Annotated in this window: 13 protein-coding genes and 5 pseudogenes; 11 read left to right on the forward strand and 7 right to left on the reverse strand. The window is 57.7% G+C overall.

Going from position 1 to position 13068, the window contains the following annotated elements; genetic code table 11:
- Window positions 1-27: 27 nt before the first annotated feature.
- From IB244_RS19050 to IB244_RS19070, 5 genes and pseudogenes are all read left to right on the forward strand, one after another.
- Window positions 28-819 carry a sulfite exporter TauE/SafE family protein gene (locus tag IB244_RS19050; protein WP_169683021.1) on the forward strand — a complete coding sequence of 264 codons (792 nt, stop codon included), beginning with the start codon at window positions 28-30 and terminating at the stop codon, window positions 817-819.
- Between the two features lie 217 nt (window positions 820-1036).
- A complete protein-coding gene (locus tag IB244_RS19055) occupies window positions 1037-1303 on the forward strand; it encodes a PepSY domain-containing protein (RefSeq protein WP_169683023.1) in 267 nt (88 codons plus the stop codon).
- Between the two features lies 1 nt (window position 1304).
- Window positions 1305-1872, forward strand: a pseudogene (locus IB244_RS19060) (cytochrome b/b6 domain-containing protein).
- On the forward strand, window positions 1869-2546 hold the full coding sequence (locus IB244_RS19065; protein WP_169683025.1) for a response regulator transcription factor: 678 nt from the start codon (window positions 1869-1871) through the stop codon (window positions 2544-2546). Before IB244_RS19060 ends, IB244_RS19065 begins: the two are co-directional and overlap by 4 nt.
- Window positions 2543-3880: a sensor histidine kinase gene (locus IB244_RS19070; RefSeq protein WP_192305246.1), complete on the forward strand. Its 1338-nt coding sequence runs from the start codon at window positions 2543-2545 to the stop codon at window positions 3878-3880. Before IB244_RS19065 ends, IB244_RS19070 begins: the two co-directional genes overlap by 4 nt.
- 472 nt (window positions 3881-4352) lie before the next feature.
- Here IB244_RS19070 and IB244_RS19075 read toward each other — a convergent pair.
- From IB244_RS19075 to IB244_RS19090, 5 genes and pseudogenes are all read right to left on the reverse strand, one after another.
- Window positions 4353-4554, reverse strand: a pseudogene (locus tag IB244_RS19075) (transposase); the annotation flags it as partial.
- Window positions 4555-4895: 341 nt separating this feature from the next.
- Window positions 4896-5177 carry a hypothetical protein gene (locus IB244_RS32305; RefSeq protein ID WP_246733765.1) on the reverse strand — a complete coding sequence of 94 codons (282 nt, stop codon included), beginning with the start codon at window positions 5175-5177 and terminating at the stop codon, window positions 4896-4898.
- A gap of 9 nt (window positions 5178-5186) precedes the next feature.
- Window positions 5187-5486, reverse strand: a complete 300-nt coding sequence (locus IB244_RS19080; RefSeq protein WP_169683031.1) for a DUF982 domain-containing protein — start codon at window positions 5484-5486, stop codon at window positions 5187-5189.
- Window positions 5487-5556: 70 nt separating this feature from the next.
- Window positions 5557-6033, reverse strand: coding sequence for an Hsp20 family protein (locus IB244_RS19085; protein ID WP_169683033.1), 477 nt, complete (start codon window positions 6031-6033; stop codon window positions 5557-5559).
- A 641-nt stretch (window positions 6034-6674) separates the two neighbouring features.
- Window positions 6675-6899 carry a hypothetical protein gene (locus IB244_RS19090; protein ID WP_169683123.1) on the reverse strand — a complete coding sequence of 75 codons (225 nt, stop codon included), beginning with the start codon at window positions 6897-6899 and terminating at the stop codon, window positions 6675-6677.
- 233 nt (window positions 6900-7132) lie between these two features.
- Between IB244_RS19090 and gatC the strand changes: the two are divergent.
- From gatC to IB244_RS33150, 3 genes and pseudogenes are all read left to right on the forward strand, one after another.
- A pseudogene (gene gatC / locus IB244_RS19095) lies at window positions 7133-7288 on the forward strand (Asp-tRNA(Asn)/Glu-tRNA(Gln) amidotransferase subunit GatC); the annotation flags it as partial.
- 243 nt (window positions 7289-7531) lie between these two features.
- The gene (locus IB244_RS19100; protein ID WP_246733767.1) at window positions 7532-7834 is read left to right on the forward strand and encodes a DUF982 domain-containing protein; all 303 of its coding nucleotides are present in this window, start codon (window positions 7532-7534) and stop codon (window positions 7832-7834) included.
- Window positions 7835-7932: 98 nt separating this feature from the next.
- Window positions 7933-8130, forward strand: a pseudogene (locus IB244_RS33150) (Tn3 family transposase); the annotation flags it as partial.
- 216 nt (window positions 8131-8346) lie between these two features.
- Here IB244_RS33150 and IB244_RS33155 read toward each other — a convergent pair.
- Window positions 8347-8712, reverse strand: a complete 366-nt coding sequence (locus IB244_RS33155) for an SPW repeat protein (protein ID WP_169683038.1) — start codon at window positions 8710-8712, stop codon at window positions 8347-8349.
- 561 nt (window positions 8713-9273) lie between these two features.
- On the opposite strand from IB244_RS33155, the gene IB244_RS19110 reads away from it, so the two are divergent.
- The gene (locus IB244_RS19110) at window positions 9274-9579 is read left to right on the forward strand and encodes a DUF982 domain-containing protein (protein ID WP_169683040.1); all 306 of its coding nucleotides are present in this window, start codon (window positions 9274-9276) and stop codon (window positions 9577-9579) included.
- 332 nt (window positions 9580-9911) lie between these two features.
- Here the strand turns inward: IB244_RS19110 and IB244_RS19115 are convergent.
- Window positions 9912-10175 (reverse strand): annotated as a pseudogene (locus IB244_RS19115) (aspartate-semialdehyde dehydrogenase).
- Window positions 10176-10454: 279 nt separating this feature from the next.
- Here IB244_RS19115 and groES point away from each other — a divergent pair.
- Entirely contained in the window at window positions 10455-10769 is a 315-nt protein-coding gene (gene groES, locus IB244_RS19120) for a co-chaperone GroES (RefSeq protein WP_169683042.1), read from the forward strand.
- Window positions 10770-10816: 47 nt separating this feature from the next.
- A complete protein-coding gene (gene groL / locus IB244_RS19125) occupies window positions 10817-12445 on the forward strand; it encodes a chaperonin GroEL (RefSeq protein WP_169683044.1) in 1629 nt (542 codons plus the stop codon).
- The last annotated feature ends 623 nt before the right edge of the window (window positions 12446-13068 follow it).

Below are 13068 nucleotides of genomic sequence, written 5' to 3' on the forward strand. Positions count from 1 at the left end.
CCGCGCGGCGGCCCAAAAACCATCGCCATGTACCTCGATGCAATGCAATATATTCTTGGGACCGTTTCCGGCGGACTTGTAGGCTTCACCCTTGGGATGTTCGGCGGTGGCGGTTCAATCCTTGCCGTTCCACTCATGGTCTACTTCGTCGGCGTTCCGAGCGCTCACCTCGCAATCGGGACGAGCGCCTTTGCAGTTGCCGCCAATGCATTTGCAAATCTCCTCGGGCATGCGAGGCTTGGCAATGTCAAATGGCGATGCGCTGGCGTCTACAGTGTCGCGGGCATCATCGGAGCCTTCATCGGGTCGACCGTCGGCAAGATGATCGACGGACAGAAGCTGCTTGTCTTTTTCGCACTTCTCATGCTTGCGGTCGGTTTCCTGATGCTCCGCAAGCGCGGAGCGGAAGGCGATCCAGGTGCGCAATGCTCACGAGGAAACGCGCACAAGGTGGTCGGTTTTGGCGGACTGACAGGTGTGTTCTCCGGCTTCTTCGGTATTGGTGGCGGCTTTCTCATCGTTCCAGGTCTGATCGCCTCGACCGGAATGCCGATCCTCTTCGCAATCGGATCGTCACTCGTCGCCGTCGCTGCATTCGGATTGACGACGGCGCTCAACTACGCCCTGTCCGGATATGTTGACTGGTTGCTCGCAGCGGTTTTCATCGCCGGCGGCGTGGTCGGAGGATTGGTTGGTGCCAATCTCGCCCGACATCTTTCGGCGCGTAAGGGGCTTTTGAACAGCCTTTTTGCGGCCCTAATCTTCGTCGTTGCCGCCTACATGCTTTATCGAAGCGCCGGGCAGACATTGGGTGCGTAGTATCGGATACGAAAATCGACCCTTGCCTGTCGGTCAGATTGTCCGCACGCTGCCGCGGCCTATTGTGATGCTTGGGCTACCGACCGGAACGCCGCGCCGGCGCGAGCGGCAAAACAACGCTCGGCGGATCATCGCGCATCGCACAGGAAATCGACAGCTTCGCAGCCTTAACGATGTGCCTGTCGCCCGCAACGGGTATCAACAGAGGACATTGTTCATGACGCTGAAACTTATCACCGCAATCGCCATCGCATCCGCAACGCCCGCCCTGGCGCTCGCAAGCCCGAGCTGCACCGGTGAACCGAAGTCCAACTGGATGTCCGAAGGAACCATGAAGGCGAAGATCGACGCCATGGGCTACAAGGTGAAGACGTTCGAGGTTACGGGCAACTGCTACGAAATCTACGGCAAGGATAAGAGCGGCAACCGTGCCGAGGTCTATTTCAATCCCGTTTCCGGTGCCATTGTCCAGAAGGGGGACTGAGATGACGATGGTCTCACCGCAGAAGGAGGGCTTAGCGCCCTCCAACACTGCCCAGCGCATGATCAAGGTGTGGGATCCTGTTGTGCGGTTGTTTCATTGGACGGTGGTTGCGGCATGCATCCTCAATCTCGTTGTGCTCGAGGAGGGAAAGTACTGGCACCGCGTCACAGGATACGTCGTTGCCACCGCCATCGCCGTCCGCGTCGTTTGGGGGGTTCATTGGCACGAAGCACTCCCGTTTCGTTGATTTCTTGCCGACGCCTTCGAAGGTGATGGGGCACATCCTGGACATCCTCGATCGGAACGAAAAGCGCTACGTTGGCCATAATCCGTTAGCTTCAGTGATGATGCTTTGCCTGATGGCATTGCTGGCCGCAACGACGCTGACGGGCTGGATGACGACGCTCGACGCCTTCTGGGGAGAAAAGTGGCTGGAGGAATTGCACAGCGCAATCGCCAACAGCATCATGGTCCTCGCTTTCATCCATGCCGGCGCCGCTGTCATCGAAAGCTGGAGACACAGGGAAAATCTGGTCTGGTCGATGGTTACAGGTCGAAAGAAGGCATGAGAATTCTGCTGATCGAGGACAGCTTACGGCTTCGCGACCTACTTTGCGAAGCTATCAGGAGCGTCGGTTGGAAAATCGACGCCTTCGCGACGGCGCAGGAAGGACGTCTCGCTCTCAACGGAGCGGAGTACGATCTTCTCCTTCTTGATCTCGGCCTGCCCGATGAAGACGGAATCGATGTTCTGAAATCACTGCGAAGTGCAAAGGTTCAGACGCCCGTTCTCGCGTTGACGGCCCGCGGCGCGATCGACGAGCGCATCGTTGGCCTGGATGCAGGCGCGGATGACTATCTTGCGAAGCCTTTCCACAATGGCGAACTGATCGCGCGCATTCGTGCTCTCATGCGGCGAGCTCCCCTCACCACCATGCCAATATTGGAGTTTGCTGAACTTCGACTCGATGTCGCTTCGCGATGCCTAACCTGCGCCGGCGCCGAGATCGCACTGGCCCCATCGGAAAAGGATCTGCTCGAACTTCTGATGCGCAATGGCGGCAAGGTCGTCTCCAAGGCTAAGATAGAGCATGCGTTTTCAGAATTCGGCGACGAAAGAAGCAGCAATGCGGTCGAGCTCGCGATATCGAGGCTGCGCAAGAAGCTCGAAGGGCATCCGACCGGCTCTTCGATCGAGACCGTCCGAGGTGTCGGCTACATGATGCGAGAGGAAAGCGCATGAGCCGCTCGCATCCTACCCTGGGTGTGATTCTGACGAGACGGATTGCGTTCTTTGCCGTACTTGCCGTGGTCCTGCAGCTTGCCGTGATCTTCTCCGACTACTACTGGAATGTCGGCGAGCTATCGCGTCTGTTTGTCGAACAGGAAACTGAGCGGCTTGCCTCGGGCATCACCATCGATGGCCAAGGCGTGCAGTATCGGCTCCCCGAGAACCTCAGGCAGCGCTACCAGGAGCGGTCGACCGGCTACGTTGCTCGAATTCGCGACGCCGGCGGCGCGCTGGTATTCGAGTCTTGCGACGATGCCTGCGAAAACCGCTTTCTTCCTGCCGATGTCAATCCTCCCGATTTCTGGCTAAGGTCTCTGCGGCCCGGCAAGCCGTTGGCGCTGGTGGGAGGTCGTGCATTCGTGGTTGGTAATCAACGGTTCGTCGTCGACGTCGCAACAATCGACGATCCGCAAAACGTCGTCACCTCGGTCTTCTGGAAGGAAGTCATCGAACATATGCTGGTGCCGATGAGCATCTTGCTGGTCCTGGTTCTCGGCGCCACCTTGCTCTCCGTACGACAGGCATTGAAGCCCGTGCGAGCCGCAGCCGACGCGGCTGATAACATTGATCCCATGGATGCAAATTCGCATCTGAATTTCGATGCGATGCCGCGCGAGGTCGCCCATCTCGCTATCGCCGTCAATCGCGCTTTTGAGCGCGTAGGCGAACTGATGACGTCACAGAAGGTTCTTACATCAGGCATAGCTCACGAAATCCGCACGCCACTTGCGGCCATAAAGCTTGAACTGGCAAACATCGACCATCCGCGTGCTCGCAAAGCGGAAGCCGATCTGGATGACCTCGTACGCTTCGTCGCAGAACTGACGACCCTCGCCCGGCTTGATAGCTTCGATCATGGCATGTTTGAGACCATCGATCTCGTAGCGCTTTCGTCCTCCGTCGTCGAGCAACTCGCTCCGTGGGTCTATGGGCAAGTTCATTCCCTCGAGTTTTACCCTCAAGTCGAAACCGTCCTCGTTCAAGGGGCGCCGGCGCTGCTGAAGGACGCGTTGCGCAATCTCATCGAAAACGCCGTGCGCCATACGCCGACCGGAACTGATATTCTTGTGTACGTGGGGAGCAATACGGTTCGTGTCGAGGATCGGCATCGAGGTGGTATGCGGCGAGAAACCAGCGCGTCCCGCTGCAGTGACAGCCTGGGCATCGGTTTGAAGATCGTCAGACGAATAGCTGAACTGCACCGAGGCTCGCTTCGCCAGTCTACTTCCAAGCTGGGGCACGTCTTCGAGATAACTTTCGGCAACCCCGACCCGAAACATGCCTAAGAGGCGGGTCTGTTCTCGGCGCAAAATGCCGAGTCATTTCTCAGTGCAAACCTATGGCCCGCCCTGTTCGCGAGTAGAATTTTAGATCCCTGCAGTCTGCTTCAACGTTTTCGGTCTCACGGTCACGCCGCGGCCAAGATGGATATTCGCACGTCCGGAGCCTCAATAATCAACGCGGCTTCAACGAGCCATTTGCACTGCTGGGCTTTCCGCACGCCGGTCGACAGTCGGGCCATCTATAGTCCTTCTCGCAAACATCATGGGCCGTGAGGACGCGCAGCCAATCCTCCCTACTAAGCTGGCGCCATGCCATAAGTTCGCTCGAACGGTCGGTCCTTACGGAGAACTGCCCAAGCGATACGGGCGAGCTTGTTTGCGAGCGCGACGATCGCCACGTTGCGATGGATGCCTCGAGAAAGTAACGCGCGAAGCTAATGTCCGATGGGTGTATTGCTTTGACTGAGTGCAGGCATTGCCGCTCGCGCGCCGTGCACGACTAGGGTTCTGAGGTAGACGTTGCCGCGCTTCGGGATACCGAGCAGACGGGGCTTGCCTCCGGTCGTAAACTGCCACGGAACGCGGCCTAGCCATGCACTGAGATCGTGAGCACGATCGAAGCTGGTGGCATTGCCTATTGCAGCAACCAGGGTCGAGGCGTTCAGCACTCCAATACCCAAGTGTGGCCCGTTGGGCGGCCAGGTCGTTTGCCAGGCTGCGCTTTATGGAACTGGCTCGCGGAGCAATCTCATTATCGTCCGCTTTGTCGGCCAGACGACGCACCAAGCGCCACCAATTTCCCCTAACCACCGCTTTTGCCTCGCCCCATATGGCCATGCCCTCGCACACGACACCGAGGCGATCGCCGCTGCTAGTAGAGCCTTCGCGACTAACGCCCGTTCGCGAGCCGGAGTCATTAAACTCCGTAGAGCCTGGCGGCGACGAACAACGCTCGCTTGTTGGTGCACCGTCAAGCAGCTGCGGAAGTCGCCGAGATAGACGGCCTGACAGCCTGATCTCAGGTATCGTAGCGCCGATCGAGTTCTCTGAGGGCAGACTGAACCTCATCGATCGAAACTGGCTCCGGTGTTCCTGGAACGTGACGGAGAGACGGTTTCGAATCGATCGCGTAAAAGTCCGAAGCCCATGCCGCGAGGATAGTTCGCTTATCATCGACAGAAAGTACTGGCGCCCTTACCACATCGATTGGCCGTCGAAACAGCAGACCTTGCGGCGCTAGAACTGTTGGCCCGATCGCCATGGCATTGCTGGCAGCCAGCTCCAACATCTTGTCCATCATCGATTTACCTCAGCGTATGTGCGGATCCCTGTCCCGGCGCAGGCGAGACGCAACGAGGACGTTGGTTTCCGGCGCCAGCAGATCGTGCTTTTCAGCAAAGGCGGCAAATAGGCCGCGGGCGGTCTCCGCTTCGATTTCACCGCGCAGCGCAGCTCCGCATGCCTTAAGCGCAACGGAGTGCGCGCTATCTCTGAGCGCCTCAGGCCACTCGACGAGATGCCTGTAGGCATCCATCGCGCTGCGAACTTCGGCCGGAAAGCCCAGGCCGACCAGAATAGAAACAGGCTCTTTGAACATATCGGGTTTCATTACGCTCTCCTTTCCAACCCGCGATGTTGACGGGCGCCGCCGCAGCGACGCCCTCCTTGAGGGGTTCTACTTAGGCGGCCTTCTGCGCTTCGATCTGCGTGGGAGAAGCCGACGGCTCAACACTTGAAGCGGTCTCGATGGCGATTTTCCGCGGCTTCATTTCCTCCGGAACCTCACGAACGAGATCCACGGACAGGAGACCGTTCTTTAAATCCGCTCCGTTCACCCTGACATGGTCGGCCAGCTCGAACCGGTGTTCGAACGGCCGGCCGGCTATGCCGCGATGAAGGTAGGCTTCGGCAGCCGCCTCCTGCTTCGTGCCGGTCACGGTCAGAAGGTTGGACTGGAATGTTATGTCGAGATCGTCCAAGGCGAAACCTGCCACCGCTATTGAGATCCGATAGCTGTCATCGCCAGTCTTGACAATGTCATAGGGCGGCCAGTCGTTGATCGAGCGGGCGCGCTGAGCATTTTCGAGAAGATTGAAGACCCGATCGAAACCGACGCTGGATCGGAACAGCGGTGCATAGTCGTAGGATGTTGCCATAGCCATATCCTCCTTGAAGCAACATGGGTACGGAGCGCCGAAAGATGGCGCTTCCAGCAAGGCCAGCCCTATCCTCAGCGGCTGGCGGATATCGATTTGGTTTTTGAAAACTTCGGATTCAAGAGCTGCGCTTGAGAAAAATTAGCGTGTTTCAGTCCTGGCGAAGCATACAATCGAGCTCATAGCTTGGAGCTATATTCTGTATATCGCGCAAGCCTTCACATAAGGCGGGCGCAGATTGCCGCCGTCGGTCCCACCACGGAATTCAAACCCGACAATCACAGGCGCAGAACGACATTAAAGGCACATCGTCACGCCATCTCTGGTGCTCCGATGTAACAGCGATTGAAATCCTCCTCGATGGCGACTGTTCACTATCGTACACCCCAGCGAAACCCAGACCGGGGGGATTTGTCCGCATCCGATCACGGGACGTGCTTGTTTCCTCCTCGAGCGGAGTGCCCTTATCGACGACGCGTGGGTTCGGATATATTTGAAACCTGACCGCCCGCCATTCATCTAGCAGCCATAGCCATCTTTACGATCTCCGTCCTCCGCTGGCCAGTCGTGGTGGAGGTGATCGATCGCAAGGGCTATATGACCGGTCGGGTCGATCGCGCCGGGGGGCAGTGGCCAGAACGCTATTCATCCTGCTCTTCCTCGTCGGCGGACAGCAGATCAACGAGCACAGCAACCCTCCCCGTCGGCAGATGCCGGCCTTCACCCAACAAGACTTCGTCGTTGCTGGCCCACGCAAATGCCTCGGCAAGTTCAGCCTGCGTAGCGCCTGTCGCGATGACCTCGGCCACCAGCGTTTCGTCGACAGGTCCCAGGACGGCAATGACGTCGTCCGAAGTCATTGTCATAGCCATTTACTCCTCCCTCTACCTCGGCCAAAATATGGTCGCGCCTCGGTTTTCCACCTGAGATAATCCACTCTCCTTGAAACATTAACGCACTGAATTATATTGATATTAGTCGATTTCCCGATGAGAGTCGACACAAGTCCAGGAGACGCCGGCCGCTCTTGGCGTCGCGATCCTCGCCGCAGCCAGCATCTGGTTCAGTCATTCGTTGTCGACTGCCACATGGGACGCAGATCACGTCGATAGATATCGCTACCGTCAGGTATGTTGCGCGCCTTGCCAGCCTAGCACTCACTGAAGACGAGGCTGAAAAAATGTGCGGCGAGCTTAAGGAGATTCTGACCTTTATCGAGCAACTTTCGGAGGTTGATGTCCAAGGCGTCCCCCCAAATCGCAGGAATTGGAGAACTTAGCATCGGCGGGCCACCGGCGTAGCGCGATCCTTAGTGCCTTTGCCAGGCGCGCGCCTCCGCTGTCATTGTGTATGGAAGGGGTGAGGTGACGATCTGTTCGCTACGATGGTCAGTCGGCGTCGACGATGTGGCAGGTTCTGAGGCCTTGAAATTCACTCGCTCGGCACCGATATTTTTTTTCTTCTTTTTCATCCGGTTTGAATGCGAAAGGAGGACATCATGCTTCACCCGGAATTGGTTTGGATGACGCCCGTCGCCGTCCGCATGAAGGACGAGAGCTCCCAGGTCTTCGCTTCTGTCAACGACGCGCTCGACTTTCTGGAAGGCGATTGGGCCATCTATCGAGGCAGAAATTACAATCGGGCGGTTCAAACGTGCCGCCGTGCTCTAAACCGAATGACGCCAGTCACCATCGCGCGCGAAGCGTTCATTGACGCCTGCCGCGATGCGGGATTGTCAACGGGCGTAGATGGACCGTTCGGGACGAAGACCGGCGCTGGCGGTCAACACTCGCTTGCCTAGAATGGCTGGGTTGGGGCACCTCTTAGTGCCCCAACCTTCGAACGTTCATCGCGCGGGGCACCTTAGGCAATTCGGCTGCATTATGTTTACGCTGCCTTGATCTCCTGCGACTGGCGGCCTCGATCACGACGCGCACCGTTGCGCCATCGACGATCCTCAAAGTCGTCAGCTTATCGAAATCCAGCCCCTTGCCGAAGCGCCGAGCGAACTCGGCCGCATTGAGCCAACCAGGTTGAAAATCGCATGGAATACAAAAGTCGTTGCGTCGGCGCTGTCCGGCTGCGCCCAACGCGGGCCGGTATAGCGATACGCGGATTGGGTCCAGGTCAAATCTGCGAGCTTTGAGCTCGTTGCACATCCCTGGCTATCATAACCCCAATCATGTCGATCACTTGCCTATTCTGTTCGTTGACCCCCTCATACCCATGCTCCGGCGGTGTTCAATTGAGCTCAGGCAACCACCGCCGAATTCCTATACCGACGGTTCGAGCCGTTGACTTGCGGCGGCAACTTCATTGATGCGGTCTCGTGATCCATCTGCCACCTAAGCATACAAGGGGGACAAGAATCGCTATGGCCCCTGCCGCGAGGTGTGAGGTGGTAGGGTCGGCTTTGTTCGGAAAGTCCAGGATCCATGGGGCTGCGAAGATCCAGACGCCTATCGACAGACATACCAGATTTAGCTTTGGCCAGATGTCCGTTGCAGCAGCACCGGCGAGAACCATCAACGCCAGCCCACCGATCCACGCGTTGATTGATGCGAGCAAAGCCCCTTCGTAGCTCAGAACCCATGGGCAGAAAAACAATACCGCTCCTGCGACAGCATTCACCGTGTTGAGTTTTGATAAAGGAGAAACCCGTTCTTCGACCTTCCGCATCCTGAGACCTTTCGACCTGGCGGTGGCGCTAGAAGATCTGGTGTGGCGGGTTTCCCAAGACAAGACGGCTGATGACACCTATTTCGTACGATCGCGCGTATGGCTTGCAACTATGTGCCACTTCTTCCGCCGACCGCTCCAACATCCATAGACATCCTATCTCGGCAAGGCTTACGGGGGGCTCGGGCGCATCGGAACGCCTCGCGGCGAGGAGAGGCCATACGAAACCCGGTCATGGATCCTATCGCTCTGCTGCCGCGCCATGCCCGTTCGAGCAGCTCCCCGGCAGCGTTCCGGAGACCTCTCGCCAAAAATGCGTTGGGCCGCCTTTTTGGAATTCGCCCTGGTCGACCAGCCGGAACCGCATGAGGGTATAATCGGCCTCCGAGCCACATCGGCTGCTGATCCGAGGCATTGCGCTGAGGGCTGGCTCTGAGACCCTCGCGTATGGCCGGCCGGGGGTCTTGAACCGCCTAGCGGCGCTCACCCGCTGGCCCTTGCACGCGCCCGTCTCCAATACTAACTTTTGGTTATTGTCGTTGGTAGGAAAAGGAGGAAAAAATGCCGACGTCAGATATCCTTTGGAATAGTCCCGTAAATGTTCGGCTTCCGAATGGCACTGAGAAGTCGTTCCAAAGTATCCACGACACCTTGGACTTTCTTGAGAACGATTGGCCCAAGGTACACGGTGCGTATCACGACGCAGCAGTAGCGAGCTGCCGAAATGCCCTCAATCGACAAACTCCTCCCGCGGTAAGTAAAGAACTCTTTCTCGCGGCATGCCTAGAGGCGGGCTTTACGGCTCGAAGCGTTATCAGGCGAGCGAGCGGCCACGGCTTATCGGAAACCGCTCACCGACATTTCTGATCCGACAACGCCGGAACGAATGACCGGCAACCGCCTTTATCGGCCAGAGGCATTTGCCTCAACCCTTCAGTCCCAACGCTTGCCCCGCTCTTCTAGCGGGGCCTCCAAAGCGATCGAAACAGAGACGTTCTTCATGGAGGATGTTGTGATGTCTCGAAAACAGTTCAGTCACAAGATGAGCCCCTAAATTCCGACGACCTACGCAAGCAGTCTGGAGCAACTGGCTTCCGCGACCCATCATCACACGGAGACCGGTGACGTGCGATAGGCCGGGCTCATCAAACCTGCGTCACGAAAAAAGCCAAGAACCGAAGAATCCGGAAATTCAAGTCTCAGTGCAGCTTGAACTCGCCTTCGACGCGGCACCATTCGTTCTGTCCGGTCAGGCGCTGATGCGTATAGCGGATGGAACGCAGCACCCATCGAGATTGGCCCGCCAGTAATCAAGGAACTTCTGCATCGCAGGAAAATCGGGAGCAATCTTGCCAAACGAAGGGTTGCAGCACGGATTCAAAATCAGGAATGCGGTAGAGTTTATGGGCAGTGGTGAGGCCGAAGCCATTGAGCTGACACTCCAGATCCGATGAAAATCCCATGCTTCATCTCCGTTTAGTGACACTGGCGAATGTGGCGCAAAATTTTGAGGCCAGCAACGGATTTTCAAACGTAAAGACCCCTGTTGTTGTTTTTTTCCAGCGTGTTAGCAGCCGCCTCTGAAGAGAGCCATTTTTTGTTTTGACCTCTTGAAATCGAAAAATCGCAAAACCAGATCATTTCGCGTAAAACGCTCGACTGAGGTTTTGCTCCCGCCCGGACTGGTCATCCGGTTCGGCCAGGGGAACAACGTCATCATTGTTTGTCCATCGGAGGAAAACATGTCGTTCCGACCGCTTCATGATCGCATTCTTGTCCGCCGGGTTGAGTCCGAAGAAAAAACCAAGGGTGGCATCATCATTCCCGATACCGCCAAAGAAAAACCACAGGAAGGCGAGGTCATCGCCGTCGGACCCGGCGCGCGTAACGATGCCGGCCAGGTCCAGCCGCTCGACGTCAAGGCTGGCGATCGCATCCTGTTCGGCAAATGGTCCGGCACTGAGATCAAGATCAACGGCGAAGACCTGCTGATCATGAAGGAAAGCGATGCCTTGGGCATCATCGAAGCCCCGGCAGAGCAGAAGCAGGCCGCCTGAAGGCCGACCGATCAGTTAAATTAGCTGCCTATTGAGGAGTTAAAGAAATGGCTGCGAAAGAAGTCAAGTTCCACACCGATGCCCGTGAACGAATGCTGCGTGGGGTGGATGTGCTTGCCAATGCTGTGAAGGTGACACTTGGCCCGAAGGGTCGTAACGTCGTTATCGACAAGTCCTCCGGCGCGCCGCGCATAACCAAGGATGGCGTAACGGTCGCCAAAGAAATCGAGCTTGAGGACAAGTTCGAGAACATGGGCGCGCAGATGCTGCGCGAGGTGGCTTCGAAGACCAACGATCTCGCTGGCGACGGCACAACGACCGCGACGGTGCTTGCCCAGGCAATCGTCAGGGAAGGTGCCAAGGCGGTGGCGTCCGGCATGAACCCAATGGACCTGAAGCGCGGCATCGACCTTGCCGTCGACGCTGTCGTCAAGGAACTGAAGACCAACGCGCGCAAGATCTCCAACAATTCCGAGATCGCCCAAGTCGGCACGATCTCCGCTAACGGTGATTCCGAGATTGGCCGTTACCTTGCTGAAGCAATGGAGAAGGTCGGCAACGAAGGCGTCATCACCGTGGAGGAAGCCAAAGCCGCCGAAACCGAGCTCGAAGTCGTCGAAGGCATGCAGTTCGATCGCGGCTATCTCAGCCCCTACTTCGTCACCAATGCTGACAAGATGCGGGTCGAGTTCGAAGATCCTTGTATCCTCATCCACGAGAAGAAGCTCTCGAACCTGCAATCGATGCTCCCGCTTCTCGAAGCCGTCGTGCAGTCCGGCAAGGCGCTTCTCATCATCGCCGAGGACGTCGAAGGCGAGGCACTCGCTACGCTGGTCGTCAACAAGCTGCGTGGTGGCCTGAAGATTGCTGCCGTCAAGGCTCCGGGCTTCGGCGATCGGCGCAAGGCTATGCTGGAAGATATTGCCATCCTGACCGGCGGCACGGTCATTTCCGAAGACCTCGGCATCAAACTGGAGAACGTGACGCTGAACATGCTTGGGCGTGCCAAGAGGGTCGCGATCGAGAAAGAGAACACGACGATCATCGATGGCGTCGGTTCCAGGGCCGAGATCGACAGCCGCGTTGCGCAGATCCGCGCGCAGATCGAGGAAACCACCTCCGACTATGACCGGGAGAAACTGCAAGAACGTCTTGCCAAGCTCGCTGGCGGCGTGGCTGTCATTCGCGTCGGCGGTTCGACCGAAGTCGAAGTCAAGGAAAAGAAGGACCGTGTCGACGACGCGTTGCATGCGACCCGCGCGGCGGTTGAGGAAGGCATTCTGCCGGGCGGTGGCGTGGCACTGCTGCGGGCCATTAAGGCGCTCGACAATCTTGATGTGGCAAACCCGGACCAGCGTGTCGGAGTCGACATCGTCCGACGTGCGATCGAGGCCCCTGTCCGTCAGATCGCCGAGAATGCCGGCGCAGAAGGTTCGATCATCGTCGGCAAGCTGCGCGAGAAGTCCGACTTCTCCTACGGCTGGAACGCCCAGACCGGCGAGTATGGTGATCTCTACGCACAGGGCGTCATTGACCCGGCCAAGGTCGTGCGCACCGCGCTTCAGGACGCAGCCTCCGTTGCCGGCCTGCTGGTGACGACGGAAGCCATGATCGCCGAAAAACCCAAGAAGGAAGCCGCTCCGGCGATCCCCGCTGGCGCCGGCATGGACTTCTAGGTGGATCAGCCAGGCCCGCCCGTCGGGCGGGCCGTTCCCGGAGTGAGAAATGAATCCGACGTCTTTGCCAACAAAGGAGGAGGCGCGTTTGTGCGCGAGTGTCGTCAAGGAAATCTCCCAGACAAGGGGAGTTTCCAGAGACCCGGTCGCTATCGGAAAGCTAACCGTGCTGGTGGCGCGGCTCTTCAACAGCGGGCTCCGAGAACGCGATGATCTCACGTCAGCCGCTATGCGATCAGCCCATTCGCAGAGCGATCTGATGCAGACCCACACTGGAATGCGCACATCGTCAAATAGTAAAGAGTGAAAGGCGAGGGTCGCTTGCGGTCTGCAAACGGGCATTTTTCGAGGCGACCCGACGCCGGAGCGTGCAGTTGATCAGGATGGCTACGGACTCGACGAGATCGTCCAAATGCCGCCAAAGGTACACCAGATCGTGAAACCGGCATTGATTTGCATCAGGCCGACGAGGCAGCCACTCGACAACGTGAACTCGGCGAGATCGAACTTCGACGCGCGATTTATCTCGACGACCGGGCGCCGAAGGGATGCGTGCCATCATTGTCGATAATGGTCTGGCGACGGGAGGGACCGCAATAGCGGCACTAATTGCTATGAGAAGC

Origin of the sequence: Rhizobium sp. RHZ02, from assembly GCF_014851575.1 — a bacterium.
Classification (GTDB): domain Bacteria; phylum Pseudomonadota; class Alphaproteobacteria; order Rhizobiales; family Rhizobiaceae; genus Rhizobium; species Rhizobium altiplani.